Source organism: Mycobacterium simulans (assembly GCF_900232995.1).
Classification (GTDB): domain Bacteria; phylum Actinomycetota; class Actinomycetes; order Mycobacteriales; family Mycobacteriaceae; genus Mycobacterium; species Mycobacterium simulans.
In genome coordinates, this window is the sequence record NZ_OCVX01000007.1 from 404,683 (window position 1) to 431,059 (window position 26,377).

Consider the following 26,377-nt stretch of genomic DNA (forward strand, 5'->3'; position numbering starts at 1 on the left):
TTAGCCGCCGAACAGCAGATACAAGCCGGTGAAGGTATAGCCGACCATGACCAGCATCATGGTGAGCTGCCCGGTGAGCTGATGGCCGTCGGGTAGGAGCCGCAGCGCCTTGTCGTGAGCCGCGATCACGGCCACGATGTGCCCGGTGACCACGCACGCAACCTTGATCGTCGCCAGCACCGGCGGGTGCATCGACAACACATAGGCGACGTGCCATCCGCGACTCAGCGGATCGGTCAGGGCTATGATCGTCTGCTGGCCGCGCTCCACGAGATACGACAAGTAGTGGGCGAATATGTAGCCCACCACGATCGGGATCAGCGAGTGCGCCATCCGGCCCGGCAAGGCGCGGCGCTGTTCGGGGTTGACACCGCCCGTAGCGCGTGCCGCAAGCGAAAAGGTCACGGCGACAACGGAAATGAAGATGATCAGCCCGATTGTTCGCAGCGCCGACGACGTCACCGTCTCGGGCACACCGTGGGCGGTACGCGCCACCCGGTCTGAGAAATTGCGCCACGTCAGTGACGCCGAATAGCTGTCGAAAGCCGTGGACCCGAGCAATACCGCCAGCATGACGACAACGCCCGGACGTACCGGCAGCGACGGCAGATGGTCAAAAGGATTGCCAATAACGATTTTTCCGGTTGTCGGATTTCGCCAGAACGGCGACAGGCGGGATATCGCCATGCTGTACACGCCGAACGGGTCCGCCCGAGCCAGCCACCGCTGGCCGCACAACCAGGCCCCGCCCAGCAACACCACCGCATAGATCAGCAGCCATGTTCGCACCGCCGGCAGTGACGCCGAGTCCGGACTGGCCAGCTCCAGCCAGACGAACGCGAACAGGCCCAGCGCGGCGGGGCGGTACCCCCACTTTTCCGGATACGTGAACCGCGGCTTCCGGTGCCGTCGTGGTAGCAGCAGATACACCGTGCGCATCGGTGACAGCACTCGCCAGACCGGGCCGAACAGCAGCGAGAGTGCCACCAATCCAACCCACAGCAGTACATAAAAGGCCCCGAGCAAACCGTTGGCTTGCGTTTGCGGACCCCACACACCGGCCAGCAGCACCCAGACCGCGAATGCCAACGCCAGCCCGGCGGCGGTCAACCGCGTGACGCGGGAATCGACCAGCGTCGCCAGGGCCGTCGGTAGCGCGTGTCCGGGCTTGGCAGGATCAAACCGTGGCTGCCGCCACGCGAAGGCAACGACCGCGAACGTGAACGTCAATGCCCACGCCGCTCCGACCATCGCATACGCATAGGGAACGGGAAGGTCGGTCGATCCGCCGAGGCCATGCGCAAGCACCGCCGCGGAGTGATCGCTGGTCACGGCTGCACTTGAATTGTGGTGATCGTGCGCTTGAGGTGATGCAGCTCGACGTCGACAGTGCCCGGTACGTCGACGCTGAACTGAAAATTCTGATTCGGTGCGGCCGCGACCGCGAACTTGTGATCGGGTACCGAATGCACGTGCAGCTCATCGGTGGCGTCGCTAGTGACCCGTAGCGTGATCTGGTCGCCAACCTTGGCCTGCATTCGGGCGTTCGCTGGCTGGACCTGCCCCGCAGCGATGGTGACGTCGATTACCAGGCCCTGCCCGGACGGCTTCGGCGGTGAACTACCACACGCCACCAGTCCCACTAACCATGCAGCGAGCAGAACGCGACGAAGCCTCATCGACTTACCAGGGGACGCTTGTCCTCCTCTGCCGGTTGGGGCGTGGATTCACCATTAATTCGGCCAGCTCCCCACGCGATGGACCCGATCACCATCAGGGTCAGGATCAACACCACCACCGAGCCGGCGTTGAACAACCAGACCGGACTGTCTTGGTCGCGTTCGCGCTGCAGGATGGTGATCTCCTGGACGAACGGACGGGTGATGGAGGCCAGGGCGGGAACCTCGGCGGCAGGAATGGCCTCATCGGCTGGCTCATAGATCGGCACCGCGGTCAATGTAACGCCGTCCTGGATTCGAAGCAGCGTCTTCCACGATCCCCAGACCGGAACCGGCGCAGTGGAGCGGTAGTGCCCCGGGCCGACTCGCTCGAGTCGATCGATCACCAGCCCCCGGTGATTCTCCATCCGCCCCTGCCACGACAGAATCGACAGCCATTCCGGATTGTCGCTCACGAAATTCGGCGGATTGAGCTGTATGTCAGCGGAAACCATGCGTTGTCCTGGCGGGCTGGGCAGGTCGGTCAAGGTTATGGTCGCCGTGTTCTGCTTCGGGACGACAATGTGCAATCCATTGGCCACCGCGCCGCCGATGACCAATACCGTCGCCGCGACCACGGAGATGCCGATCGCGCGGCTCGGTAGACGTTGTCCGGTCAGCACCATTCCCATCAGCGCCCCGCACACGCCCGTCAGCACCGCCACCGGCACCGCCATCGCCAGGGCTTCGCCCCACATGTTTACCGGCCACGGGTAGTGGTAGACCTCGCCGATCCACAGCGACTCCAGCCAAAGCCCCACGGTACCGACGCCCAGACCGGCAATGGCACCAAAAGCGATGGGGCGCCTAAGCAATGGCGTCAGCGCTAGCAACTCGACCACCACCGCGGGGCCCAGATACAGCGGGAACCAGTTCGTCGGAGCTCCCAAGATCGGCCCCACCAGCAACGCAACAAGGCCGCGCAGCCCAATCGCAAAGAGCGCAGCCAGGATTGCCGCGCCGCGCCCCATGGTGATGCGGGCCACCACCAGCCCCAGCGCCGCGACGCCTGCGATCATCATCGGCTGCAAAACCAGCCGGAACTGCTCGACACCAAAGTCGTATTCGATCTGGTAGACCGACAGGCCGATCAGCAACCCGCCGCAGGACAGGTAGCGCAGGAATACCACGAACGGACGCTCGGGGGCTTCCTGCGGCAGTGCCCGCCCGCCTTCGTATTCCAGCATCAGCACCGAAAACAGCGAAAATCCCGCGCCGCTGATCATCATCAAATGTGTTGGGCCCCAAAGGGTGACGTCTTGTCCGAAGAGGCGATGCCAGATGTCGTCGAGCGGAAATCCGATCAACGCGTAAAGTCCGCAGCCAGCCATCAGCACACCGCCGACGGGTGCGTGCCAATTGCTGGTAATGCGCACCGGGGCGGGTCCCGGCTTGTCGAACGGCAGCACGATCGCCAACATGCCCGCGACAAATATCCCGAACAGACCGATGATGATGAAGTAGTGCGCCGGATTGGCCAGCGGCCCGGGATCGCGGCCGTTGCCGATGTGCCAGCTCACATCCCAGATAAAGCCGAACAGCGCGCCAATGATCGACGTGGTGAACAGCAGCACGGGCAGCGCGACCCAGTTAGGGCGGTGGAATTTTTCGCCCATCCGGTCGGCGATCCGCTGCAGCCAGCTGATGCGATGGCTGCGGTGCGCATGACCCACCCACAGCATCACCAGGGTTATGACCAACGCGGCGATCGACAGCCCGATCACCTGGTTCAGGCCCGCACCGCGCGCCGGCGCCTCAGCGATAAGCATGCGTCCCATCGACTCCATCGTGTCCTCCCAACTGCGCCGACGACCGCTTCTTACTTCGAGGTAAGTTCGCGATCCAGTTGGTAGTGCCCCGATTCAGGGCCCGTCAATCACGCGTGTCGTCTGAAGTGTTGGTTCGTTGATTGGAGTCGTCCGACGTGCCGTCGCCCGCGTTTCGGCGGTCTCGGATCGCGGCGTACAAGACCACTCCGACGAGGATCACCGCGGGCAAGAAGGCCGGTATCGCGAGCAACAACCCGTGGTGCGCCAGGTACGCGACGTGCGCTGTGGTCATGGTGTGTGTATACCCGGCCGTAGCCGGAACGCCGTCCAACCTCAGGCTGCGATGGCCCCACCAGCCGGCCTCCGGCGAGTTAGCCGGACTGACCGTTCTGGCCAGCGCTGCCTGACGCTGAATTCGCTGGTCGTTCGCCTGAAGGCGGTGCAAAGGCGGCCATGCGAAAGTGCGGACTAGCCAGTGTGCGCCAGGTACCGACGCGTAGCCCGCTACCCTAGCCTCAACACCGTTCGGCTCGGCCGCGATCAGACCGCGGTAAATCTGCCGAAAAGCAAGAACCTAGGGGAGTACTTGATGACACAGGCGGCTGCTGGACCGATTGTCGACGCCGACCGGGATGCCGTGAACGCCTCAGACATCCTCGCGGTCGCGCGTCATCAGGTCCTGGAGCTCGGTGAGGGATTGACCAAGGACCAGGTGCTGCAAGTGCTGCAGCTACCCGATGAGCGGCTCGAGGAACTGCTGACACTGGCCCACGAGGTGCGGATGCGCTGGTGCGGTCCCGAGGTCGAGGTCGAGGGCATCATCAGCCTGAAAACCGGCGGCTGTCCGGAGGACTGCCATTTCTGCTCCCAATCGGGGCTCTTCGCCTCGCCGGTGCGCAGCGCCTGGCTGGATATTCCCAGCCTGGTCGAGGCGGCCAAACAGACGGCCAAGTCCGGCGCCACCGAGTTCTGCATCGTGGCCGCGGTACGCGGACCAGACGAGCGGTTGTTGGCCCAGGTCGCCGCTGGCATTGAGGCGATCCGCAACGAAGTCGAAATCAACATCGCCTGCTCGTTGGGGATGCTGAGCGTCGAGCAAGTTCAGCGGCTCTCAGCGATGGGTGTGCATCGCTACAACCACAATCTCGAGACCGCGCGTTCGTTCTTCACCAACGTCGTAACGACGCACACCTGGGAAGAGCGCTGGCAAACGTTGTCGATGGTCCGCGACGCCGGCATGGAGGTGTGCTGCGGCGGCATTCTCGGCATGGGTGAGACGCTGGAACAACGGGCGGAATTCGCTGCTGAGCTGTCCGAACTCGGACCCGACGAGGTCCCGTTGAACTTCCTCAACCCGCGCCCCGGTACCCCGTTCGGCGACCTGGAGGTGATGCCGGCCACCGAAGCGCTCAAGTCGGTGGCCGCGTTCCGGCTGGCACTGCCCCGCACCATGCTGCGCTTCGCCGGTGGCCGCGAGATCACGCTGGGCGACCTCGGCGCCAAGCAAGGCATCCTGGGCGGCATCAATGCCGTGATCGTCGGGAATTACCTCACTACACTCGGCCGCCCGGCCGAAGCCGATTTGGAACTGCTCGACGACTTGCAGATGCCGATCAAGGCGCTCAACGCCAGCTTGTAAAGCAGGACATCATGGCTGGAAACCTGGGCGCTCCCGTCGCCGCCGGCGTCTACAACGTCTACACGGGGGAATTGGCGGGTACGGTCACGCCGACCGCGGCCCAGTTAGGCCTGGAGCCCCCTCGGTTCTGCGCCCAGTGCGGACGTCGGATGGTCGTGCAGGTTCGTCCCGACGGCTGGTGGGCCCGCTGCTCGCGGCACGGACAGGTGGATTCGGCCGACCTGGAGGCACGACGATGACCGAACAAGCAGGCCTCGCGGCGTCCCCAGGGCTTCCAGACTGTCCCGGGCCCTCGGGATTTGAGCCTTTCCAGCGGGAGTCTTCCGGCGCGCTGTCCACTTCGCGAACGCGTGCGGTCACCGCGGTGGTGCTGAGTCTGTCGGCGACCGGCGTTCTGGCAGGTGCACTGTGGGCGTGGATCGCACCTTCGATCCACGCGGTCGTGGCGATCTCTCGAGCGGGCGAGCGAGTCCACGAGTACCTGGGTAGCGAATCGCAAAACTTCTTCGTCGCGCCATTCCTGATGTTGGGCTTACTGGGTGTGATGGCGGTGGTGGCAGCGGTACTGGTGTGGCAGTGGCGCGAACACCGTGGGCCTGGGATGGCCGTCGCGCTTGCGATCGGATCGGTGGCTGCGGCCGCGGTCGCGGCGGTGGTTGGGGCGCTGTTGGTCCGGCTGCACTACGGCGCGCTGAATTTCGACACCGTGACGCTGGCAGGCGGCGACCACTCGTTGACGTACGTCAGGCAGGCGCCGCCGGTGTTCTTTGCGCTCCAGCCGCTGCAGGTGGCGGCCACTCTTATGGCACCGGCCGCGGTGACGTCGCTGGTATACGCCTTGCTTGCGGCTGGCAGCGCGCGCGATGACCTGGGCGCGTATCCAGCCGCGGAGTCGGAAGCCTCGGTGTCGAAACCGGCGTCAGAGCGGACGCCGGCCGATCCTCATGCCCGTGATGACCTTGGCGGCGATGACCGCTAGTCGCGCCATCCCGGCGTAGGTCATCGGATTGAACATGGTCGGCCACTTGGTCCGGATGAGATGGTCGGTCAGCGGCCGACCGGCGAACCGGTCAGTGAGCCAGCGAAGTGTCATCGGCGCAGACAGCGGATGCAGGCACATGTGCTCGCTGAACGCGTCGCGGTGGTAGGTGACGTCGGCGCCGCCGGCTGAGTAGGCGTCGGCGAGCACGTCGATGTCATCGACGTCAATGAGGTAGTCGTGCACGGCCTGCACGATCAAGACCGGCGGTGGGGGCCCCGCGGCGCCAAGTTTGGTGGTCTCGAAGACGTGCGCAACCGCCGGCGTGGACAGGATGTCCTCGAGCGGCTCGTCGAGGTAGTCGCCGAGGTCCTTGTTGACCGTGCGAATGACGGCGGTCAAGGTCGTCATCGTCTCCAGGTCGCGAAGCAGTGCCTGCCCTTCGTCGTTGGCGTGTTCCTCGATCATCTTGCCTAGGTCGGGATAGCTATGTGCCAGCGCGGCCACCACCAAGGCCGGCAAACCGGATAGAAGAGTGCCGTTCAGCCGGCGGAAGGTGTGGCCCAGGTCGCCGACGGGTGACCCCAATACCGCGCCGACAATGTCAAGCTCAGGCGCGTATTCACCGCACATTTCGGCGGCCCAGGCGCTAGCTAGTCCGCCGCCTGAGTAGCCCCACAGCCCAATCGGTGCCGATGGCGATAACGCGAGTCGTTCTGAGCTCAGGGCGGCCCGGATCCCGTCAAGGATCCGGTAGCCAGGTTCATACGGTGCCCCCCAGAGCCCCTTGATTCCTTCGTGGTCAGGGATCGAAACCGCCCAGCCCTCCGCAAGCGCGGCACTGACCAACAGAAGTTCCAGTTGGGTCAATGAGCCGAGGGCCTTCGCCCGCCGGCGCAACGCATAGGACGGAAAACAGCGGGACGATATCGCGTCGATCGCGCATTGATAAGACAGCAGCGGGTAGGTCTCGCCTGGAGCGACTTCGGCCGGCAGGAGGACGGTGGTCACGGTCGCCTCGGGGTCGCCGTTCATGTCCGTCGTCCGGTACAGCAGCTGGGTCGCGGTGATGGACTGCGGGATCAGGCCCAGAAAGGCTACTTCGACGTCACGCGAGCGCAGCACGGTTCCGGGCGCGGCGTGCTGGAAGCCGGCAGGTGGTTCGTAGAAAGGGTCGTCGCACGGCAGTAGCGGGCGCACCTTGCGCTGCAATTCCTCGTGTGGCGGCCGGCCGATCCATTCCGGGCGGGTCGCGCCTGCCAAATTGCCGAGCTCCACCATTGAGGCTCCCTTCATGGCCACTGGGATTTTCGCGCTTCGGCAGTGCTAACCAAACAAGGTGGCGGCGCAGTTGGCCCTGTGACAGTCCAATGCTGACACTCGAATGCCAGCATCTCTTACTCGTTTCTTATACAGCCTTATCTGACTCTTATACAACTTAGCGGCATTGCCTGGGAAATCGGTGTGAGGCACAGCGTGCGGCGCGTCACATCTAGTCGTAAACCCCACGGCAACGAAATCCGAGGATCGCGAAACAAAGGTTTCGCGACCAGAATCACAATTGCCCCGGAGGCCGAAGTGCGGCGAACTCGTCGGTAACCCTGAGCTGCGAATCGGTGAACCGATACAGCGCTGCCGGGCGACCGCCGCTACGTCCGGACTGTGCGATAGTGCCGGTCTGTGTGATGACTTTGCGACGAACCAGGACTCGCTGCAGATTGGTAGCGTCGACCTGGTATCCGAGCGCCGCGCCGTAAATATCGCGGAGCGCCGAGAGTGCGAATTCTTTTGGCGCTAAAGCGAATCCGATGTTGGTGTAGGACATCTTGGCGACCAGCCTGGTACGGGCGTGCGCCACCATGGGGCCGTGGTCGAACGCCATCATTGGTAGGGAATTCACTGGGTGCCAGCGGGTGTCCGGCGGCAGTTCCGGGGTGGCGGGGGAGGGCACCAGCCCCAGGAAGGTCGATGCGATCATCCGGGTACCGGGTAACCGGTTGGGATCGGAGAACACCGCAAGCTGTTCCAGGTGGGCCAGTTCGCGTAGATCAACTTTTTCGGCCAGTTGGCGCCGAACCGATGTGATCAGGTCCTCATCGTTACGCAGGCGTCCGCCTGGAAGCGACCAGGCGCCTTTTTGTGGATCGCGCGCACGTTCCCACAGCAGGACGTTCAGCTGCGGTTTTTCCCTGGTTAACCCTTGATCAAGCCCTGTCGAAAACCTGCGAACTTGGAACACAACTGCCAGGACTTCGTGCGCGGTGTTACCATGGGACATGTTTTCGATTGTAAGTCGAAAACCTCCCCGGTGCGAAAGGAGCCGCCGTGACGGTCTTGACCCGCATGGACATGCTCGCCCCAGAAGTGACCGCCATGACTGCCCGTATCACCGATTCCCCAACTGGCTACGTCGGGATCGATGGTGACGAAGAATGGGCCGCCGAAGTTCGTCGCCTGGCGCGATTGCGTGGGGCGACCCTGCTGGCGCACAACTACCAGCTGCCGGCGATCCAAGATGTCGCCGACCATGTGGGGGATTCGCTGGCGTTATCGCGGATCGCGGCCGAGGCGCCCGAGGACACCATCGTGTTCTGCGGAGTGCACTTCATGGCGGAGACCGCCAAGATCCTTAGCCCGGACAAGACCGTGCTCATTCCGGATCAACGGGCCGGCTGCTCGTTGGCCGACTCGATCACCCCCGACGAATTGCGTGCCTGGAAGGACGAGCATCCCGGCGCCGTCGTCGTCTCCTACGTCAACACCACGGCGGCCGTCAAGGCCCTCACCGACATCTGTTGCACCTCGTCAAACGCGGTCGAGGTGGTTGCGTCGATTGACCCGGACCGCCACGTGTTGTTCTGCCCGGACCAGTTCCTCGGCGCGCATGTGCGCCGCGTGACCGGCCGCACTAACCTGCATGTGTGGGCGGGCGAGTGCCACGTGCACGCCGGGATCAACGGTGACGAGCTCACCGACCAAGCCCGCACGAACCCCGATGCCGAACTTTTCGTTCACCCCGAGTGTGGCTGCGCCACCTCCGCGCTCTACCTCGCCGGCGAAGGCGCCTTCCCGCCCGAGCGAGTGAAGATCTTGTCCACCGGCGGCATGCTTGACGCCGCGCACCAGACGCGCGCCCGCAAGGTTCTGGTCGCCACTGAGGTCGGCATGTTGCACCAGCTGCGCCGGGCCGCACCCGACGTTGACTTCCAAGCGGTCAACGATCGCGCGTCGTGCAAGTACATGAAGATGATCACCCCCGCGGCCCTGTTGCGCTGCCTGGTGGACGGCGCGGACGAAGTCCACGTCGACCCGGACATCGCGGCCGCGGGACGGCGCAGCGTGCAGCGAATGATCGAAATCGGACAGCCCGGCGGTGGCGAATGACGGCCGGCCCCGCGTGGCGGGCTACGGCCGACGTCGTCGTGATCGGCACGGGCGTCGCCGGATTGGCCGCCGCGCTGGCCGCCTACCGTGCCGGCCGCAAGGTCGTCGTACTGAGCAAGGCGGCCAAGACCCGGGCGGTGACCGCGACCCATTACGCACAAGGCGGCATCGCGGTGGTGTTGCCTCACAACGATGATTCGGTCGAAGCCCATGTCGCCGACACCCTGGCCGCGGGCGCGGGCTTGTGTGATCCGGACGCGGTGTATTCGATCGTCGCCGACGGATACCGCGCAGTTACCGAATTGGTCTGCGATGGAGCGCGCTTCGATGAATCGGCCCCGGGCCGTTGGGATTTGACGCGCGAGGGCGGGCATTCGCGGCGACGCATCCTGCACGCCGGTGGCGATGCCACCGGCGCCGAGGTCCAGCGGGCGCTCGACCATGCCGCCGACATGCTCGACATCCGCACCAGCCACGTGGCCCTGCGAGTGCTCCATGACGGCGTGGCGGTGACCGGGGTAATGGTGGGCAATCGGGACGGCTGCGGCATTATCAGCGCCCCGTCGGTGATCCTGGCCACGGGAGGACTCGGACACCTCTACGGCGCGACCACCAACCCCGAAGGCTCTACCGGCGACGGCATCGCATTGGCGCTGTGGGCCGGGGTCGCGGTCAGCGATCTGGAGTTCATCCAATTCCACCCAACGATGCTCTACTCAGCCGGTGCCGGCGGCCGGACCGGCCGTAGGCGGCCGCTGATTACTGAAGCCATCCGCGGTGAGGGCGCGGTATTGGTTGACGGGCAAGGCAATTCGATTACGGCCGGCGTCCATCCGATGGGCGACCTGGCGCCGCGCGACATCGTCGCAGGTGCCATCGACGCCCATTTGAAGGCCTCCGGCGATCCGTGCGTCTACCTTGACGCGCGGGGCATCGCGGGCTTCGAATCACGGTTCCCGACCGTCACCGCCGCATGCCGGGCCGCGGGCATCGATCCCGTACGGCAACCCATTCCGGTCGTCCCGGGCGCGCATTACAGCTGCGGAGGCGTCGCCACCGACGTATATGGCCAGACCGAGCTGCTCGGGTTGTTCGCAGCGGGTGAGGTGGCCCGCACCGGAATGCACGGCGCTAACCGACTGGCGTCCAATAGCCTTCTGGAAGGTTTGGTGGTCGGCGGCCGTGCCGGAAAGGCTGCGGCTGCCCATGCGGCGGCGGCGCGGCCTTCGCGGGCGATCTCGCCGGCACCATGGCCCGAGCCGATCACCCACACGGCGCCGGAGCGCGGTGACCTGCAACGCGCGATGAGTCGGGACGGCTCGGTGGTGCGAGACGCGGAGGGTCTGCACCGGCTGTCGGAAACGCTGAGCGCCGGGCCGGTTCGCACGCTGGCGGGCCGCCGCGATTTCGAAGACGTGGCGCTAGCGCTGGCGGCGCGCACGGTGACCGCCGCCGCGTTGGCCCGCAACGAAAGCCGGGGATGTCACCACCGGGCGGAATATCGGTGTGTCATGCCCGAGCAGGCACGCAGCAGCGTGGTCCGGCTGGCCGACGATCCAAACACGGTCGGTGTGGAGACATTGGCGGCGGTGAGTTGACGGTGCTGTCCGAATGGGAGCGGGCTGCAGTTCAAGACACCATTCGGCGCGGTCTCAACGAGGACCTGTGCTACGGGCCGGACGTCACCACGATCTCGACGGTGCCCGCTGGCATGAAAGCCACCGCAGCGATGGTGACCCGGGAGCCTGGCGTGATCGCCGGAGTGGATATCGCGTTGTTGGTGCTCGACGAGGTGCTTGGTAGCGACGGCTACCAGGTGGTCGATCGGGTTAAGGACGGGGCCCGGTTGCAGCCGGGCGAATCGCTGTTGACGGTACGTGCCGAAACGCGCGGCCTGTTGACCGCCGAGCGGACGACGCTGAACCTGGTTTGCCACCTGTCCGGAATTGCCACGGCGACAGCCGCGTGGGTCGACGCGGTGCGCGGTACCAAAGCCAAAATCCGTGACACCCGCAAGACCCTGCCCGGCCTGCGCGCGCTGCAGAAGTATGCGGTGCGCGTCGGCGGGGGCGTCAATCACCGGCTGGGGCTGGGCGACGCCGCCTTGATCAAGGACAACCATGTTGCCGCTGCGGGATCGGTAGTCGACGCGTTACGGGCCGTGCGTGCCGCTGCGCCCGATCTGTCGTGCGAGGTCGAGGTGGACTCGCTGGAGCAGTTGGACGCTGTGCTGACCGAAAAGCCGGAGCTAGTCCTTCTGGATAACTTCCCGGTGTGGCAGACGCAGACGGCGGTACAGCGGCGCGATGCGTGCGCGCCCGCCGTTTTGTTGGAGTCATCCGGTGGGCTCAGCCTCGAGACCGCGGCGACGTACGCCAGCACCGGTGTGGATTTCCTCGCTGTGGGTGCGCTGACCCACTCGGTGCGCGTCCTCGATATTGGCTTGGATATGTAGCCCCCGGACGACTGACTTCAAGTGCGCTCTGATCGCCCGTCAGCGGGCGGCTCGGCCGACGGGGCGGCCCTTCGGTTTGCCCGCACCTTGATCCTTGGCCAGCGCTTACCCGGCGATCGCTGGATGGCGTATTCCCAATCCAAGCCCTGCCACAGCTGCCAACCGCGCCAGCGGGCGAGCAGACACAGCGCAGCGCCGATGCCGGTCCCCACGACCGTGCCTGCGGGTGCGTGCCCGCTATAGGTGAAGAACACAACCACCAGGCTGGCAGCGACAGCGCAGGTGGCATAGAGGGTGTTACCGCCGAAGATCTGTGGAATTCGTCGGACCGTCAGGTCCCGCAACGCTCCACCGCCGACCGCGGTTATGGTGCCCAACAGCACTGCCGCCAGCCAGCCCAGGCCGACTTCCAACGTCTTCTGTGCGCCCGCTGCGGCCCAACAACCCAGCGCCAGGGCATCCACCACCGGAAATGTCAGTCTCCAGACGCGGTCGTGCACCGGCGCGAGGAAGGCGACGACCGCTCCAGCGACCGCGGTTACCACGTACAAATAGTCGGTGAGCGCGATTGGCGCTCCGTGTTGCAGCAGGGTGTCCCGGATAAGTCCACCGCCGAGGCCGGACAGGATTGCCAGCGCGACAAACCCGACGGGATCCATCCGCAGTTCGCGCGCCACGATTCCGCCGAGCACTGCATTGCCAAACACCCCGGCGAGATCGATCACCCGAAGAAATTCACCAACCGTGCCAGTCACGGCACAACGGTAGCCACGACTGTGCGTTTAGGGCGTTGATCGTGAATAGCGGGCGGAATTTCGGCCACATCTCCACTCGGACGTCACGCTCGATGCCCTGGGCACACACTCAAGCCGCTCAGGCGATATCGGCGACGAACACCCCCATCCGGCGCAGCTGCGCGCGGGCCATAAATGGCAACCCTTCACCGTCGGCGCCGGCGGGCAGAATTCGCGCGTTGGTGACGTGCACCGTACGGCGGGTGAATTGCACGTCTGCTTCGCCTGCGGCCAGCACGTTCTTGACCCAGTCGGTCTTGCCGTGGCCCAGTGCGATCGCCAGCACATTGCCTTTGCGGTAAGCGGTCACGATGGTCTGATACGGTTTGCCGGATTTGCGGCCGCGATGGGTGATGGTTGCCGTTCCAGGCAGGTAGCGCGCGATCGGCTTCAACGCTGGGTTGATGTATTTGATCTGAATGCGCTCGAACCATGGCGGGAACAACATCGGAACCCCAGGGGCGTTGTTGGGGTGATCCTTTGCGGACATGGGAGCCACACTACCGGTCGGATATCGACTTGAGCTGCTCTGGGACAATGGTCCACGTGAACACACCCCCTGCGGTACTGGCCCGCATCGACTTGCGGCGCGCGGATTTGACGCCTGCCCGGTTGCGGGCCGCTCTACCGCGCGGTGGCGCCGACGTGGAGAGCGTGTTGCCGAAGGTGCGGCCCATCGTGCAGGCTGTCGCTGAGCGAGGCGCCGAAGCGGCATTGGAATTCGGCGCGTCATTCGACGGCGTGCGGCCCGCAGCGGTCCGGGTGCCCGACGCCGCTCTGGACGCGGCGATGGCCGAGCTGGACCGCGACGTACGCGATGCGCTGCAGGTGATGATCGAACGAACCCGCGCGGTGCACGCGGATCAGCGCCGCACCGATGTAACCACGACGCTGGGTCCCGGCGCGACGGTCACCGAGCGCTGGGTTCCTGTCGAGCGGGTGGGCCTATACGTGCCCGGGGGCAACGCGGTGTCCCCGTCCAGCGTGGTGATGAATGTGGTGCCGGCACAGGCCGCCGGTGTGGGCTCGCTGGTGGTCGCGAGCCCGCCACAGGCGCGGTACCCGGGTCAGTTTCATGGACTGCCGCATCCGACGATCCTGGCCGCGGCCCGGCTACTCGGGGTCGACGAGGTTTGGGCCGTCGGCGGTGCGCAGGCGGTGGCGTTGCTGGCTTACGGCGACACCGATACCGATGGTTCTGAACTCGCGCCGGTCGACATGATCCCCGGCCCCGGCAATATCTACGTCACCGCCGCCAAGCGGTTGTGCCGCTCCCAGGTCGGCATCGACGCCGAAGCCGGGCCAACCGAGATCGCCACCCTCGCCGACCACACCGCCGATCCAGCGCATGTGGCGGCCGACCTGATCAGTCAGGCCGAACACGACGAGATGGCCGCCAGCGTGCTGGTCACCCACAGCCCGGACCTTGCCGACGCCACGGACACGGAACTGTCCGCCCAGCTGCAGACCACCGTGCACCGGGAAAGGGTGACGGCCGCGCTGTCGGGGCGCCAGTCGGCCATCATCCTGGTCGACGACCTGGATGCCGGGGTCAAGGTGGTGAACGCTTATGCCGCTGAGCATTTGGAGATTCAGACGGCCGACGCTGCGCAGGTCGCCGGTCGGATACGTTCGGCCGGCGCCATTTTCGTCGGTCCATGGTCGCCGGTCAGTCTCGGCGACTACTGTGCCGGTTCCAACCACGTGTTGCCGACCGCGGGCTGCGCCCGGCATTCCAGCGGCCTGTCTGTGCAGACCTTCCTGCGCGGCATCCACGTCGTCGACTACACCGAGGCGGCGCTCAAAGACCTCTCCGGCCACGTGATCACGCTTGCCAAGGCCGAGGACCTGCCGGCCCACGGTGAGGCGGTACGGCGGAGGTTCGAGCGATGACCGCACGCCGACCCACATTGGACGATCTGCCGCTGCGCGAGGACTTGCGCGGCAAATCGCCATATGGCGCACCCCAATTGCCGGTACCGGTGCGGCTCAACACCAATGAGAACCCCCACCCGCCTACCCAGGCATTGGTCGACGACGTCGTGCGGTCGGTGCGGGAGGCCGCCGCGGATCTGCACCGCTACCCCGACCGAGACGCGGTGGCGCTGCGCACCGACCTGGCCAGTTACCTCACGGCGCAAACCGGCACCCAGCTTGGCGTCGAAAATGTTTGGGCTGCAAACGGTTCCAACGAGATTCTGCAACAGCTCTTGCAGGCGTTCGGCGGACCTGGGCGGATCGCGATCGGCTTCGTCCCGTCCTACTCGATGCATCCGATCATCGCCGATGGAACCCACACCGAGTGGCTCGAAACGGTTCGGGCCGACGACTTCAGTCTCGACGTCGATGCCGCCGTCGCCGCCGTGGTCGACCGCCAGCCTGATGTGGTGTTCATCGCCAGCCCCAATAACCCGTCCGGGCAAAGTGTTTCGCTACCAGACCTGCGTAGGCTGCTTGAGGTGGCGTCGGGCATCCTGATTGTCGATGAGGCCTACGGTGAATTCTCGTCCCGACCCAGTGCGGTGGCATTGATCGAGGAATATCCGACCAGGCTTATCGTCACGCGCACCATGAGCAAGGCGTTCGCCTTCGCCGGCGGCAGGCTCGGATACTTGATTGCTACGCCGGCTTTGGTTGAGGCGATGTTATTGGTGCGGCTGCCGTATCACCTGTCGTCGGTCACCCAAGCTGCTGCCCGGGCTGCGCTGCGGCACGCCGACGACACACTGGGCAGCGTTGCCACGCTGATCGCCGAACGCGAACGGGTGACAACGGCGTTGACCGACATGGGGTTTCAGGTCATACCCAGCGACGCCAACTTTGTGCTGTTCGGGCAATTCGTCGCCGCGCCGGCCGCCTGGCAGCACTATCTGGACAGCGGAGTACTGATCCGCGACGTCGGGATCGCCGGCTACCTGCGCAGCACCATCGGATTGGCCGACGAGAACGATGCTTTCCTGCGCGCGAGCGCCCGGATCGCCGCCACCGACTTGGCCCCAGCCACCCCCGTAGGAGCACCGTGACAACGCTTGCGACCCGCCGCGCGCGCATAGAACGCCGCACCAAGGAATCCGACATCGTGATCGAGCTCGACCTGGACGGCACCGGACAGGTTGATGTGGACACCGGTGTCCCGTTCTACGACCACATGCTGACCGCGTTGGGCAGCCACGCCAGCTTCGACCTGATCGTGCGAACGAAGGGCGATGTTGAGATCGAAGCGCACCACACCGTGGAGGACACCGCGATCGCGCTAGGCCAGGCGCTCGGCCAGGCCCTGGGCGACAAGAAGGGCATCCGCCGGTTTGGCGACGCCTTCATCCCGATGGACGAGACACTGGCACATGCCGCTGTCGACGTCTCCGGCCGTCCCTATTGTGTGCACACGGGGGAGCCGGATCACCTGCAGCACACCACCATTGCGGGAAGCGCGGTGCCTTATCACACGGTCATTAACCGGCACGTGTTCGAATCGCTGGCCATGAACGCGCGTATCGCGCTGCACGTGCGCGTCCTATACGGACGCGACCCGCACCACATCACCGAAGCGCAATACAAGGCCGTCGCCCGCGCGTTACGTCAGGCTGTCGAGCCCGACCCGCGCGTTTCGGGAGTGCCATCCACCAAAGGCGTCCTGTGAAATCGGTGGTGGTCATGGACTACGGTTCGGGCAATTTGCGGTCGGCGCAACGTGCGTTGGAGCGCGTCGGCGCCTCCGTCGATGTGACCGCGGACGGTGACGCTGCATTGGCCGCCGACGGACTCGTAGTGCCCGGCGTCGGTGCGTTTGATGCTTGCATGACGGGGTTGCGGAAAATCGGTGGTGACCGAATCATCGCCGAGCGGATAGCCGATGGACGCCCGGTATTGGGGGTCTGCGTCGGCATGCAGATCTTGTTTGCTCGCGGCGTTGAGTTCGGGGCGGAGACAACAGGGTGCGGACAATGGCCCGGTGCCGTCACTCGGTTGGACGCGCCGGTGATCCCGCACATGGGCTGGAACGTCGTGCAAGCCGCACCAGGCAGTGCGCTCTTCAAAGGTTTGGATGCCGACGCCCGGTTCTATTTCGTGCACTCCTACGCCGCCCAGCGATGGGAGGGGTCTGCCGGAGCCCTGCTGACGTGGGCCACGCACCAGGTGCCGTTCCTGGCTGCGGTTGAGGACGGGCCGCTGGCCGCCACCCAATTCCACCCGGAGAAGAGCGGGGACGGTGGCGCGGCGATTTTGAGCAACTGGGTCGAGGGGCTTTAGAAAATGCAAGCGATGCCGTTGATTTTGTTACCCGCTGTCGACGTGGTCGAGGGTCGCGCCGTGCGGCTGGTGCAAGGGAAGGCCGGCAGTGAAACCGAGTACGGCTCAGCGCTTGACGCCGCTCTGGGCTGGCAGCGCGATGGAGCCGACTGGATCCACCTCGTCGACCTGGATGCCGCCTTCGGCCGCGGCTCCAACCGGGAACTCCTGGCCGAAGTGGTGGGCAAGCTTGACGTGCAGGTCGAGCTGTCCGGCGGTATCCGTGACGATGATTCCTTGACCGCTGCGCTGGCCACTGGCTGCGCACGGGTCAATCTGGGTACGGCTGCGTTGGAGAACCCGCAGTGGTGCGCGCGGGTGATCGCCGAGCATGGTGACAAGGTCGCCGTCGGTCTGGACGTCCAAATCGTCGATGGCGAGCACAGATTGCGTGGTCGCGGCTGGGAGACCGACGGCGGCGACTTGTGGGATGTGCTGGAACGCCTTGACGGTGAAGGATGTTCGCGGTTCGTGGTCACCGATGTCACTAAGGACGGCACGCTGGGCGGTCCCAATCTCGAGCTACTGGCCGGGGTCGCGGATCGCACCGACGCCCCGGTGATCGCGTCGGGTGGTGTGTCCAGCCTCGACGACCTGCGCGCCTTGAACAACCTAGCCACTCTCACCGGCCGGGGGATCGAGGGCGCGATCGTAGGCAAGGCCCTTTATGCGGGGCGCTTCACCCTCCCGCAGGCGCTGGCCGCGGTCCAGGAGTAGGCCTGCGATGGATCTGGACGCGCTGGTGGTCGAGGCGTCGGCAATTCTCGATGCCGCCGCCGAGCCGTTTCTCGCCGGCCATCGTGCCGATTCAGCGGTCCCCAAGAAGGGCAACGACTTCGCCACCGAGGTCGACCTTGCGATCGAGCGTCAGGTGGTCGCCGCGCTGGTCGAAGCGACCGGAATCGACGTACACGGCGAGGAATTCGGCGGCCCGTCCCTCGATTTGCCGTGGGTCTGGGTGTTGGACCCCATCGACGGCACGATCAACTACGCTGCCGGATCGCCAATGGCCGCGATCCTGTTGGGCTTGCTGCACAATGGCGAGCCGGTGGCGGGCCTGCCCTGGTTGCCGTTCACCGACGAGCGATACACCGCCGTAACCGGCGGCCCGCTGATGAAAAACGGTGTAGCGCAGCCCTCGCTGGCTCCGGCCGAGCTGTCCGACACGCTCGTCGCCGCCGGATCCTTGAGCGCGGACTCACGGGGCCGGTTCCCGGGGCGCTATCGGGCGGCGGTGCTGGAGAATCTCAGCCGTGTGTCGTCGCGGTTGCGTATGCACGGTTCCACCGGCATCGATCTCGCCTATGTCGCCGACGGAATTCTCGGTGGCGCAATAAGTTTCGGCAGTCACGTGTGGGACCACGCCGCCGGCGTCGCGCTGGTGCGGGCCGCAGGCGGCGTGGTCACCAACCTGGCCGGCGAACCGTGGACTACGGCGTCGCGGTCCGCTCTTGCGGCCGCCCCTGGCGTGCACGCCGAGATTATCGAGATCCTGCGCAGCACAGGCGAACCGGAGGACTACTGAGATGTCCCCAGGTAATGGTCTCGCGGTACGAGTGATCCCGTGCCTGGATGTTGACGATGGTCGGGTGGTCAAAGGAGTCAATTTCGAGAACCTCCGCGATGCCGGAGATCCCGTAGAGCTTGCCGCCGTCTATGACGCCGAGGGTGCCGACGAACTGACGTTTCTCGACGTGACCGCGTCGTCCTCGGGCAGGGCCACCATGCTGGAGGTGGTGCGCCGCACCGCCGAACAGGTGTTCATTCCGTTGACGGTTGGCGGCGGGGTGCGCACCGTGACCGACGTCGACATGTTGCTGCGCGCGGGGGCCGACAAGGTCTCGATCAACACCGCCGCTATCGCCCGTCCCGAGTTGCTGGCCGAGATGGCAAGGCAGTTCGGGTCGCAATGCATTGTGCTGTCCGTCGATGCGCGCACGGTTCCCGCCGGCTCCGCACCGACACCGTCGGGCTGGGAGGTCACCACCCACGGTGGCCGTAGGGGCACCGGTATCGACGCGGTCGAATGGGCGGCCCACGGTGCCGCGCTTGGAGTGGGGGAGATCCTGCTGAACTCGATGGATGCCGACGGCACCAAAGCCGGTTTCGACTTGGCGATGCTGCGCGCGGTACGCGCCGCGGTCACCGTTCCGGTCATCGCCAGCGGCGGAGCCGGCGCAGTAGAGCACTTTGCACCCGCGGTTGCGGCGGGAGCCGACGCGGTATTGGCGGCCAGCGTCTTTCACTTCCGGGAGCTGACGATCGGACAGGTGAAGGCCGCGATGGCGGCAGAAGGGATCACCGTGCGATGACGCTTGATCGGGCTATCGCCGCGCGCCTCAAGCGCAACGCCGAAGGGTTGGTTACCGCCGTCGTTCAGGAGCGTGGCAGCGGCGATGTGCTGATGGTCGCATGGATGGACGACGACGCATTGGCTCGCACGCTCGAAACCCGCGAGGCTACCTATTTTTCGCGCTCGCGTGGCCAACAGTGGATCAAAGGCGCGACATCGGGCCACACCCAGCACGTCCACTCCGTGCGATTGGACTGTGATGGGGACACGGTGCTTTTGACCGTCGACCAGGTTGGCGGAGCCTGCCACACCGGTGACCACAGTTGCTTCGACGCCGCCGTGCTACTCGAACCCGAGGATTGACTACCGCGGAGCAACATCCAATCCGTTGGCCGCGGCCAGTGCAGGGCGGCTCCATTCGCGTTTGACGACGGCGGGTTCGATGCGGTCGCGCCGAATAGTCTCGATGTCGACGGCCCTGCCGGCGGTGACCGCGGCCGGCACCCGGAATGAGAAGACCCGTGTGTCGGTGGCGATAGCGAGGATGGCATCGGAATCGGCAAAACCGTTGGCGCGCATGATGTTCTCGGCCCACCTGGCAGGTTTCAGGCCGCCGAAATTCGTAACGTACACCACCCAGAGCCGGATCCCGCGCTCGTCATAGAGCTTTCTGAGGGCCCGGTCGATGATGTTGCGCTCGCCCGCGGTCAAGACTCCCGAGTGATCGGTGAGTTGGCTGGACAGCCGGAGCGTTGGCGTAGGGGCAGCACTACTGCTGGGTGGTTCCGTTGACTGGGGCAGGCCACTGCCGGCCCGCTCGCTCGGGTGGCCGAGCAGTAGCTGGGCCCCAAGGACGATCGCTACCGCGACCAGCACGACGGCCGTGAGTGCCACAATCACTGATGCGGGTGCGCGCCGGTGCCAGCGCGCTTTGGGCGATGTGGTTGGCGACGGTGCGATTCGTTGCGTAGGGCGGTCGACGAATGTTGTGTCGTCTTGCTCGTCGTCGGCGTCGTCGGCGTCGTTGGCGGGTTGGGAGGCGGGCTGGGCGCCGAGCGCGGCAGCGAAATCCGTGCACGTCGGGTATCGGTCGTCCGGACTCTTGGCGAGCGCTCGGGCAATGACGGCGTCGAGGTGGGCCAATTCCGGGCGTCGCTGGCTGATCAGCGGTGGTGGCGTGGACAAATGCTGGGTGATGACCACGGCTGGGTCGGAATGCTGAAACGGGGCAGACCCAGCCAGTAGATGAAACGCGGTGCAGCCGAGCGCGTATTGGTCGGCTCGCCCATCGAGGTCGGCACCCTGCAGTTGCTCGGGTGCACAGTAGGCGGTGGTCCCCATCAGCATGTTGGTTGCGGTCAGTCCACTGATCTCACCCAGCTGGCGGGCGATGCCGAAATCGGCGAGGAGTATCCGTCGTCGCGGATTGGGTTTACCCAGCAGGATGTTGGCGGGTTTGACGTCACGATGGAGCAGTCCGCGCGAATGCGCGTAGTCGAGCGCGTCGGCGATAGCCGCAACGATGTCGACGACGTCGGCTCGTGGCATTCCGGACGGGTACTGGCTGCGCAGCAATCCGGCCGCGTCGGTCCCCTCGACATAGTCCATCGAGATCCACAATTGCTCTTCGTACTCGCCGCGGTCGTGGATGCCGACGATGTGCTCGTTGTACAAGCTCGCCGCAAGGTCGGCTTCCCTATTGAAGCGTTGGCGAAATTCGGGGTCGGCAGTGAACTCACCCGGCAAAATTTTTAGGGCATCGCGCCGGGGCAACCGCGGATGCTGAGCTAGATACACCTCACCCATGCCGCCACCGCCCAATCGCTCCACGATGGTGTATCCGGCGAACACCTGCCCTTCCATCAGGCCTGCCCCGGGGTCATCGCTTCGTGACATGTGAGCATGCTACTGAGGCGAGCAAACGCTGATCGTGCCGAGGGCGATGGAAGCGCTGGTACAATTGAGCCCTGATGTGCTGATAGGCGTAATCGGTTGTGGTCCAGCGTGATTCGTAAGCGCTGGGCCAATTCGGCGGTGTTTTCTTAAGTTTGGCGTGTATTGCATCGCTTCCGAATCATGCTGCACCACAACACTTTTGCTTGCACCAACGTCGGCTTCGAATTGATTCGAGAGGAAGCATCGAGTGTTTTGCCACTGGACCTGCCTTACGTCGCGTCCACGGCGGGGCGCCCGGTCGGCTGGTGACTTTGGTGAGAATGGCGGTCGACGGTGAAGCGAATGTCATGGACCTTGGTGGTGCCGCTGCTGGCCCTGCTCGCGCTGGCGCTGACCTGGGGCAAGGAGATTGGGCCGGCGGTTGGTCTGATCGAGGCCGTGCTGCTCGCCGGCGCTGTTCTGGCCGCCGTCCACCATGCCGAGGTGGTCGCGCTCCGGGTTGGAGAGCCATTCGGGTCGCTGGTGTTGGCCGTCGCAGTTACCGTCATCGAGGTTGCCCTGATCGTCACGCTCATGGCGTCCGGCGGGCACGAAGCGTCGACGCTTGCGCGAGACACCGTGTTCGCCGCCGTCATGATCACCAGCAACGGGATTGTCGGGTTGTCGTTGTTGCTTGGTTCCCTGCGTTACGGCGTCACGTTGTTTAATCCCCATGGCAGTGGCGCCGCGTTGGCCACCGTCACCACGTTGGCGACGCTGAGCCTGGTGCTGCCCACGTTCACCACCAGTCAGCCAGGCCCGACGTTTTCACCGGGTCAGCTCGTCTTCGCCGCGGTCGCATCACTGGGTCTGTATTTGTTATTTGTCTTCACGCAAACCGTCCGGCATCGCGACTATTTCCTGCCGGTTGCCCAGCAGGGCTCGACCGAAGATGACAGCCATGCGGAGCCGCCGAGCATCCAGGTGGCACTGGCGAGCCAAGGTTTGCTGCTGGTCGCGTTGGTTGCGGTGGTGGGTCTGGCGAAGGTGGAGTCGCCAATCATCGAGCGGGCGGTGTCAGCGGTTGGATTTCCACAGTCGTTTGTCGGCGTGGTGATCGCCACGCTGGTGCTACTCCCGGAGACACTCGCTGCGGCGCGCGCCGCGCGCCAAGGCCGTGTCCAGATCAGCCTCAACTTGGCTTACGGCTCCGCGCTGGCCAGCATTGGGTTGACCATCCCGACCATCGCGTTCGTGTCGCTGTGGCTCAGCGGTCCGCTGCTGCTCGGTCTCGGTTCGACCCAGTTGGTGCTGCTGGCGCTGACGGTGGTGGTCAGCGTGCTGACTGTCGTGCCAGGCCGCGCCACCCGCCTGCAGGGTGAGCTGCATTTGGTGTTGCTGGCCGCGTACATGTTTCTCGCGGTTATTCCGTAGCTTCTCGCCCTCAGGAGCTAGGCGGAAGGTCGTGCGCGCAGCGTCGCTAACGCCTTGTCGGCGTGCGTGTCCATGCTGAATTCGCTGGAGATCACGTCGAGCACCTTGCGGTCGGTGTCGATGACAAACGTGGTGCGTTTGACCGGTATCAGTTTGCCCAGCAGACCCCGTTTGACACCGAACTGCGTGGCGACCATGCCTTCGGTGTCCGAGAGCAGCGGGTAGTCGAAACGCTCCTTGTCGGCGAACTTTGCCTGCTTTTGGACGGGATCGGCGCTGATCCCGACCCGGCTGGCTCCGACTGCGGCAAATTCTTGCGCCAAGTCGCGGAAATGGCAGGCTTCTTTGGTGCAACCGGGGGTCATCGCCGCCGGGTAAAAAAACAGAACCACCGGCCCGTCGGAAAGCAGGCCGCTGAGTTTGCGTGGCGTGCCGGTCTGATCCGGAAGCTCAAAGTCGGCCACGGTGTCACCAGTCTTCATGGCCATCAGGCTACGCGTGCTGCAGCCGAGCGTAACCGCACGGCGAAATCGCGGGTTGAAAGTCGCCGTGGCGTTACATTCGCGGGTGGGCCGGCGCTGATCAGCGCGTCTGGGAGGATAGTTCGGTGCACGCCAACCTCGCAGCCACGACCACGCGGGAAGATTTTCGCGTGCTTGCGGCCGAGCACCGGGTAGTTCCGGTGATTCGCAAGGTCTTGGCCGACAGCGAGACTCCGCTGTCGGCCTACCGCAAGCTCGCCGCCAACCGCCCGGGGACTTTTCTGCTTGAGTCGGCCGAGACCGGCCGCTCGTGGTCGCGGTGGTCATTTATAGGCGCGGGAGCCCCCACCGCGTTAACGCTGTGCGACGGACAAGCGGTGTGGTTGGGTGCGGTGCCGCAGGACGCTCCCACCGGCGGTGACCCGCTGGACGCTCTGCACGCAACCTTGGAATTGCTGGCTACCGCACCGATCCCGGGCCTGCCTCCACTGTCGGGCGGGATGGTCGGCTTCTTCGCCTACGACATGGTGCGGCGGCTCGAACGTTTGCCCGAACTGGCCGTCGATGACCTTCACCTGCCGGACATGCTGCTGTTGCTGGCCACCGATATTGCCGCGGTAGACCATCACGAGGGCACCATCACCCTCATCGCCAATGCCGTGAACTGGAACGGCACCGACGAGCGGGTCGACTGGGCCTACGACGACGCGATCGCGCGGCTGGACGTGATGACGGCAGCGCTCGGCCAGCCGTTGCCGTCGGCCGTCGCGACGTTCAGCAAGCCCGAACCACAGCACCGCGCGCAGCGCACGGTCGAGGAATACGGCAAGATCGTCGATTACCTGGTGGAGCAGATCGCAGCGGGCGAAGCCTTCCAGGTGGTGCCGTCGCAGCGCTTCGAGATGGACACCGACGTCGATCCCATCGACGTGTATCGAGTGCTGCGGATGACCAACCCAAGTCCATACATGTATCTGCTTCAAGTGCCGAATAGTGATGGTGCCGTTGACTTTTCAATTGTGGGATCCAGTCCGGAGGCACTGGTCACCGTCCAAGACGGTCGGGCGACGACGCATCCGATCGCCGGAACCCGGTGGCGGGGGCAAAGCGACGATGAAGATCAGCTACTGGAAAAGGAGCTGCTGGCGGACGACAAGGAACTTGCCGAGCACCTGATGCTGGTCGACCTCGGCCGCAACGACCTCGGCCGCGTCTGCACGCCGGGAACGGTCCGCGTCGAGAACTACAGCCATATCGAACGCTATAGCCACGTAATGCACCTGGTGTCCACGGTGACCGGATTGCTCAGTGAGGGCCGCACCGCACTGGACGCGGTGACCGCGTGCTTTCCGGCAGGCACGCTGTCGGGCGCGCCGAAGGTCCGGGCCATGGAGCTGATCGAAGAGGTCGAGAAGACGCGCCGGGGTCTGTACGGCGGCGTGGTTGGTTACCTCGACTTCGCAGGCAACGCCGACTTCGCCATCGCCATCCGCACCGCGCTGATGCGTGACGGTACGGCCTATGTCCAGGCCGGCGGTGGAGTAGTGGCCGACTCCAACGGGCCCTACGAATACAACGAGGCACGAAACAAGGCGCGCGCGGTGCTGAATGCAATCGCCGCCGCCGAGACGCTGGCCGCTCCCGATGCGAGCAGCAGTGGGTCGTAGTACCAGCAGCGTTCGGTCCGACCGCAGTCGGCTGACGATCGGGATAGCGCAGTTGCTGCTGGTGGTTGCCGCCGGGGCGTTGTGGACGGCCTCGCGGCTGCCGTGGGTTGTGATCAGATCGTTCGACGGACTGGGGCCGCCGAAGGCGGTGACGTTGTCAGGCGCAACATGGTCGACCGCGCTGTTGCCGTTGGCGATGCTGATGCTGGCCGCCGCCGTCGCTGCGCTCGCGGTGCGCGGCTGGCCACTGCGGGCCTTGGCGGCGCTGCTGGCGGCTGCGAGCTTTGCGGTCGGGTATCTCGGCATCAGTCTGTGGGCGATCCCGGATGTGGCGGCGCGCGCGGCCGACCTTGCGCATGTCCCGGTGGTGACGCTGGTCGGCAGTGAGCGGCACTACTGGGGTGGGGTGGCCGCGGTAGCGGCAGCGGTGTGCACCCTGACCGCGGCCGTCTTGTTGATGCGCTTGGCGTCGATTTCGGGGGCGGCTCGTGAGGGCACTGCGAAATATGCATCGCCGGCGGCACGCCGATCGGTGGCTCGTCGCAACGAGGCAGCGACGGGCACCGAAGATGCCGTATCGGACATGTCGGAACGGATGATTTGGGATGCTCTTGACGAGGGTCACGACCCGACTGACGGGCCGCGCAGGTCGGACACCGAGGGTCGGTGACGGACCGCGCGCTTACGGTCGCTACCCTTCATGGACGTCGTCGAAATCGACGTGCCGAGCGTCGGTCACGGTGGGAAGGGAAACAGCAGGCATGAGTCCGGCAAACGTGCTCGACTCCATCCTCGAGGGAGTCCGGGCCGACGTTGCCGCGCGCGAAGCTGTCGTGAGCCTGCCGGAGATCAAGGCCGCCGCCGCCGCGGCGGCACCACCCTTGGACGTGATGGCCGCGCTTCGTGAGCCCGGCATCGGTGTCATCGCCGAAGTCAAGCGCGCCAGCCCATCGGCCGGTTCGCTGGCGCCCATCGCCGATCCGGCAAAGCTGGCCCAGGCCTACGAGGATGGCGGCGCTCGGATCATCAGTGTGCTGACCGAGGAGCGACGTTTTCAGGGCTCGCTCGACGATCTGGACGCGGTGCGGGCCGCGGTCTCTATTCCGGTATTGCGCAAAGACTTTGTGGTGCAGCCATATCAGATCCATGAGGCTCGTGCGCACGGCGCTGACATGCTGTTGCTCATCGTTGCGGCGTTGGACCAGTCGGCGTTGGTGTCGATGTTGGACCGCACCGAATCACTCGGCATGACCGCGCTCGTCGAGGTGCACACCGAAGAAGAAGCTGACCGAGCATTGAAGGCCGGGGCCAACGTAATCGGCGTCAACGCCCGCGATCTCACGACACTCGAGGTCGACCGGGATTGTTTCGCCCGAATCGCTCCCGGACTGCCCAGCAACGTGATCAGGATCGCCGAATCCGGTGTGCGTGGCACCGGCGATCTGTTGGCGTACGCCGGTGCTGGCGCTGATGCCGTGCTGGTCGGTGAAGGTCTTGTCAAAAGTGGTGACCCGCGCGCGGCGGTTGCCGATCTGGTTACCGCGGGCACGCATCCGTCCTGTCCAAAACCGGCTCGCTAGCCCTCGATAGGCCACCGA

Annotated in this window: 28 protein-coding genes; 18 read left to right on the top strand and 10 right to left on the bottom strand. The window is 65.2% G+C overall.

The features are described 5' to 3' along the window. The 4 genes from MSIMFI_RS23980 to MSIMFI_RS23995 form a co-directional block, all read right to left on the bottom strand. Complete coding sequence (locus MSIMFI_RS23980) at positions 1–1,332, bottom strand: hypothetical protein (protein WP_191499446.1); 1,332 nt, start codon at positions 1,330–1,332, stop codon at positions 1–3. Next, on the bottom strand, positions 1,329–1,679 hold the full coding sequence (locus MSIMFI_RS23985; RefSeq protein WP_191499447.1) for a hypothetical protein: 351 nt from the start codon (positions 1,677–1,679) through the stop codon (positions 1,329–1,331). Before MSIMFI_RS23985 ends, MSIMFI_RS23980 begins: the two co-directional genes overlap by 4 nt. Beyond that, positions 1,676–3,496: a hypothetical protein gene (locus MSIMFI_RS23990; RefSeq protein WP_191499448.1), complete on the bottom strand. Its 1,821-nt coding sequence runs from the start codon at positions 3,494–3,496 to the stop codon at positions 1,676–1,678. The genes MSIMFI_RS23985 and MSIMFI_RS23990 overlap by 4 nt, the downstream gene beginning before the upstream one ends. Positions 3,497–3,590: 94 nt before the next feature. Continuing rightward, a complete protein-coding gene (locus MSIMFI_RS23995; protein ID WP_186242933.1) occupies positions 3,591–3,779 on the bottom strand; it encodes a hypothetical protein in 189 nt (62 codons plus the stop codon). A gap of 297 nt (positions 3,780–4,076) precedes the next feature. Between MSIMFI_RS23995 and bioB the strand changes: the two genes are divergently transcribed. The 3 genes from bioB to MSIMFI_RS24010 are packed head-to-tail and all read left to right on the top strand — an operon-like array spanning position 4,077 to position 6,105. Beyond that, positions 4,077–5,126 (top strand): biotin synthase BioB, encoded by a 1,050-nt coding sequence (gene bioB / locus MSIMFI_RS24000; RefSeq protein ID WP_191499449.1) that lies wholly within the window; start codon positions 4,077–4,079, stop codon positions 5,124–5,126. Positions 5,127–5,137: 11 nt separating this feature from the next. Then, positions 5,138–5,365: a biotin synthase auxiliary protein BsaP gene (gene bsaP, locus MSIMFI_RS24005; protein ID WP_085251906.1), complete on the top strand. Its 228-nt coding sequence runs from the start codon at positions 5,138–5,140 to the stop codon at positions 5,363–5,365. Beyond that, complete coding sequence (locus tag MSIMFI_RS24010; protein WP_191499450.1) at positions 5,362–6,105, top strand: DUF2567 domain-containing protein; 744 nt, start codon at positions 5,362–5,364, stop codon at positions 6,103–6,105. Before bsaP ends, MSIMFI_RS24010 begins: the two co-directional genes overlap by 4 nt. Here MSIMFI_RS24010 and MSIMFI_RS24015 read toward each other — a convergent pair. Together MSIMFI_RS24015 and MSIMFI_RS24020 are read right to left on the bottom strand one after the other, a co-directional pair. Next, complete coding sequence (locus MSIMFI_RS24015; protein WP_191499451.1) at positions 6,046–7,386, bottom strand: lipase family protein; 1,341 nt, start codon at positions 7,384–7,386, stop codon at positions 6,046–6,048. The two genes, MSIMFI_RS24010 and MSIMFI_RS24015, sit on opposite strands and share 60 nt — an antisense overlap. Positions 7,387–7,660: 274 nt before the next feature. After that, a complete protein-coding gene (locus MSIMFI_RS24020; RefSeq protein ID WP_186242938.1) occupies positions 7,661–8,383 on the bottom strand; it encodes an NUDIX hydrolase in 723 nt (240 codons plus the stop codon). Positions 8,384–8,430: 47 nt separating this feature from the next. On the opposite strand from MSIMFI_RS24020, the gene nadA reads away from it, so the two are divergent. The 3 genes from nadA to nadC are packed head-to-tail and all read left to right on the top strand — an operon-like array spanning position 8,431 to position 11,944. Beyond that, the gene (nadA, locus tag MSIMFI_RS24025; RefSeq protein ID WP_396820573.1) at positions 8,431–9,489 is read left to right on the top strand and encodes a quinolinate synthase NadA; all 1,059 of its coding nucleotides are present in this window, start codon (positions 8,431–8,433) and stop codon (positions 9,487–9,489) included. Continuing rightward, entirely contained in the window at positions 9,486–11,087 is a 1,602-nt protein-coding gene (locus tag MSIMFI_RS24030) for an L-aspartate oxidase (protein WP_191499452.1), read from the top strand. Before nadA ends, MSIMFI_RS24030 begins: the two co-directional genes overlap by 4 nt. A gap of 2 nt (positions 11,088–11,089) precedes the next feature. Beyond that, complete coding sequence (gene nadC, locus MSIMFI_RS24035) at positions 11,090–11,944, top strand: carboxylating nicotinate-nucleotide diphosphorylase (protein WP_396820586.1); 855 nt, start codon at positions 11,090–11,092, stop codon at positions 11,942–11,944. A gap of 17 nt (positions 11,945–11,961) precedes the next feature. On the opposite strand, the gene MSIMFI_RS24040 is transcribed toward nadC, so the two are convergent. Then, on the bottom strand, positions 11,962–12,699 hold the full coding sequence (locus tag MSIMFI_RS24040) for a trimeric intracellular cation channel family protein (protein ID WP_191499454.1): 738 nt from the start codon (positions 12,697–12,699) through the stop codon (positions 11,962–11,964). 118 nt (positions 12,700–12,817) lie between these two features. Further along, on the bottom strand, positions 12,818–13,228 hold the full coding sequence (locus tag MSIMFI_RS24045) for a nitroreductase family deazaflavin-dependent oxidoreductase (RefSeq protein WP_186242942.1): 411 nt from the start codon (positions 13,226–13,228) through the stop codon (positions 12,818–12,820). A gap of 47 nt (positions 13,229–13,275) precedes the next feature. On the opposite strand from MSIMFI_RS24045, the gene hisD reads away from it, so the two are divergent. From hisD to hisI, 8 genes are read left to right on the top strand one after another with little or no spacing between them, the layout of a single operon-like run. After that, complete coding sequence (gene hisD, locus MSIMFI_RS24050; RefSeq protein ID WP_191499455.1) at positions 13,276–14,631, top strand: histidinol dehydrogenase; 1,356 nt, start codon at positions 13,276–13,278, stop codon at positions 14,629–14,631. Then, the gene (locus MSIMFI_RS24055; protein ID WP_191499456.1) at positions 14,628–15,761 is read left to right on the top strand and encodes a histidinol-phosphate transaminase; all 1,134 of its coding nucleotides are present in this window, start codon (positions 14,628–14,630) and stop codon (positions 15,759–15,761) included. The genes hisD and MSIMFI_RS24055 overlap by 4 nt, the downstream gene beginning before the upstream one ends. Then, positions 15,758–16,378 carry an imidazoleglycerol-phosphate dehydratase HisB gene (gene hisB / locus MSIMFI_RS24060; RefSeq protein ID WP_191499457.1) on the top strand — a complete coding sequence of 207 codons (621 nt, stop codon included), beginning with the start codon at positions 15,758–15,760 and terminating at the stop codon, positions 16,376–16,378. Before MSIMFI_RS24055 ends, hisB begins: the two co-directional genes overlap by 4 nt. Positions 16,379–16,392: 14 nt before the next feature. Then, the gene (gene hisH, locus MSIMFI_RS24065) at positions 16,393–16,989 is read left to right on the top strand and encodes an imidazole glycerol phosphate synthase subunit HisH (protein ID WP_191499458.1); all 597 of its coding nucleotides are present in this window, start codon (positions 16,393–16,395) and stop codon (positions 16,987–16,989) included. Positions 16,990–17,001: 12 nt separating this feature from the next. After that, entirely contained in the window at positions 17,002–17,745 is a 744-nt protein-coding gene (gene priA / locus MSIMFI_RS24070; protein WP_191499459.1) for a bifunctional 1-(5-phosphoribosyl)-5-((5-phosphoribosylamino)methylideneamino)imidazole-4-carboxamide isomerase/phosphoribosylanthranilate isomerase PriA, read from the top strand. Positions 17,746–17,752: 7 nt separating this feature from the next. Next, positions 17,753–18,553: an inositol monophosphatase family protein gene (locus tag MSIMFI_RS24075; protein WP_191499460.1), complete on the top strand. Its 801-nt coding sequence runs from the start codon at positions 17,753–17,755 to the stop codon at positions 18,551–18,553. Position 18,554: 1 nt separating this feature from the next. Then, entirely contained in the window at positions 18,555–19,340 is a 786-nt protein-coding gene (gene hisF, locus MSIMFI_RS24080) for an imidazole glycerol phosphate synthase subunit HisF (RefSeq protein ID WP_191499461.1), read from the top strand. Further along, positions 19,337–19,684, top strand: coding sequence for a phosphoribosyl-AMP cyclohydrolase (gene hisI, locus MSIMFI_RS24085; protein ID WP_186242950.1), 348 nt, complete (start codon positions 19,337–19,339; stop codon positions 19,682–19,684). The genes hisF and hisI overlap by 4 nt, the downstream gene beginning before the upstream one ends. On the opposite strand, the gene MSIMFI_RS24090 is transcribed toward hisI, so the two are convergent. Next, a complete protein-coding gene (locus MSIMFI_RS24090) occupies positions 19,685–21,217 on the bottom strand; it encodes a serine/threonine-protein kinase (RefSeq protein ID WP_191499462.1) in 1,533 nt (510 codons plus the stop codon). Positions 21,218–21,559: 342 nt separating this feature from the next. Between MSIMFI_RS24090 and MSIMFI_RS24095 the strand changes: the two genes are divergently transcribed. Continuing rightward, positions 21,560–22,630, top strand: a complete 1,071-nt coding sequence (locus MSIMFI_RS24095) for a calcium:proton antiporter (RefSeq protein ID WP_191499463.1) — start codon at positions 21,560–21,562, stop codon at positions 22,628–22,630. Positions 22,631–22,647: 17 nt separating this feature from the next. Here MSIMFI_RS24095 and MSIMFI_RS24100 read toward each other — a convergent pair whose 3' ends face one another. Next, the gene (locus MSIMFI_RS24100; protein WP_191499464.1) at positions 22,648–23,112 is read right to left on the bottom strand and encodes a peroxiredoxin; all 465 of its coding nucleotides are present in this window, start codon (positions 23,110–23,112) and stop codon (positions 22,648–22,650) included. A 125-nt stretch (positions 23,113–23,237) separates the two neighbouring features. Between MSIMFI_RS24100 and MSIMFI_RS24105 the strand changes: the two genes are divergently transcribed. From MSIMFI_RS24105 to trpC, 3 genes are all read left to right on the top strand, one after another. Continuing rightward, positions 23,238–24,779: an anthranilate synthase component I gene (locus MSIMFI_RS24105; RefSeq protein WP_191499465.1), complete on the top strand. Its 1,542-nt coding sequence runs from the start codon at positions 23,238–23,240 to the stop codon at positions 24,777–24,779. Beyond that, positions 24,769–25,449, top strand: a complete 681-nt coding sequence (locus tag MSIMFI_RS24110; protein WP_224770408.1) for a TIGR02234 family membrane protein — start codon at positions 24,769–24,771, stop codon at positions 25,447–25,449. Before MSIMFI_RS24105 ends, MSIMFI_RS24110 begins: the two co-directional genes overlap by 11 nt. A 91-nt stretch (positions 25,450–25,540) precedes the next feature. Beyond that, positions 25,541–26,359 (top strand): indole-3-glycerol phosphate synthase TrpC, encoded by an 819-nt coding sequence (gene trpC, locus MSIMFI_RS24115; RefSeq protein WP_191499467.1) that lies wholly within the window; start codon positions 25,541–25,543, stop codon positions 26,357–26,359. Positions 26,360–26,377: the final 18 nt, after the last annotated feature.

Coding starts and splice junctions, on each gene's coding strand:
- MSIMFI_RS23985 (WP_191499447.1), bottom strand. CDS start 1,679: ATGAGGCTTCGTCGCGTTCTGCTCGCTGCATGGTTAGTGGGACTGGTG.
- MSIMFI_RS23990 (WP_191499448.1), bottom strand. CDS start 3,496: ATGGGACGCATGCTTATCGCTGAGGCGCCGGCGCGCGGTGCGGGCCTG.
- MSIMFI_RS23995 (WP_186242933.1), bottom strand. CDS start 3,779: ATGACCACAGCGCACGTCGCGTACCTGGCGCACCACGGGTTGTTGCTC.
- bioB (WP_191499449.1), top strand. CDS start 4,077: ATGACACAGGCGGCTGCTGGACCGATTGTCGACGCCGACCGGGATGCC.
- bsaP (WP_085251906.1), top strand. CDS start 5,138: ATGGCTGGAAACCTGGGCGCTCCCGTCGCCGCCGGCGTCTACAACGTC.
- MSIMFI_RS24010 (WP_191499450.1), top strand. CDS start 5,362: ATGACCGAACAAGCAGGCCTCGCGGCGTCCCCAGGGCTTCCAGACTGT.
- MSIMFI_RS24015 (WP_191499451.1), bottom strand. CDS start 7,386: ATGGTGGAGCTCGGCAATTTGGCAGGCGCGACCCGCCCGGAATGGATC.
- MSIMFI_RS24020 (WP_186242938.1), bottom strand. CDS start 8,383: ATGTCCCATGGTAACACCGCGCACGAAGTCCTGGCAGTTGTGTTCCAA.
- MSIMFI_RS24030 (WP_191499452.1), top strand. CDS start 9,486: ATGACGGCCGGCCCCGCGTGGCGGGCTACGGCCGACGTCGTCGTGATC.
- MSIMFI_RS24045 (WP_186242942.1), bottom strand. CDS start 13,228: ATGTCCGCAAAGGATCACCCCAACAACGCCCCTGGGGTTCCGATGTTG.
- hisD (WP_191499455.1), top strand. CDS start 13,276: ATGGTCCACGTGAACACACCCCCTGCGGTACTGGCCCGCATCGACTTG.
- MSIMFI_RS24055 (WP_191499456.1), top strand. CDS start 14,628: ATGACCGCACGCCGACCCACATTGGACGATCTGCCGCTGCGCGAGGAC.
- hisH (WP_191499458.1), top strand. CDS start 16,393: ATGGACTACGGTTCGGGCAATTTGCGGTCGGCGCAACGTGCGTTGGAG.
- priA (WP_191499459.1), top strand. CDS start 17,002: ATGCCGTTGATTTTGTTACCCGCTGTCGACGTGGTCGAGGGTCGCGCC.
- MSIMFI_RS24075 (WP_191499460.1), top strand. CDS start 17,753: ATGGATCTGGACGCGCTGGTGGTCGAGGCGTCGGCAATTCTCGATGCC.
- hisF (WP_191499461.1), top strand. CDS start 18,555: ATGTCCCCAGGTAATGGTCTCGCGGTACGAGTGATCCCGTGCCTGGAT.
- hisI (WP_186242950.1), top strand. CDS start 19,337: ATGACGCTTGATCGGGCTATCGCCGCGCGCCTCAAGCGCAACGCCGAA.
- MSIMFI_RS24090 (WP_191499462.1), bottom strand. CDS start 21,217: ATGTCACGAAGCGATGACCCCGGGGCAGGCCTGATGGAAGGGCAGGTG.
- MSIMFI_RS24095 (WP_191499463.1), top strand. CDS start 21,560: ATGTCATGGACCTTGGTGGTGCCGCTGCTGGCCCTGCTCGCGCTGGCG.
- MSIMFI_RS24100 (WP_191499464.1), bottom strand. CDS start 23,112: ATGAAGACTGGTGACACCGTGGCCGACTTTGAGCTTCCGGATCAGACC.
- trpC (WP_191499467.1), top strand. CDS start 25,541: ATGAGTCCGGCAAACGTGCTCGACTCCATCCTCGAGGGAGTCCGGGCC.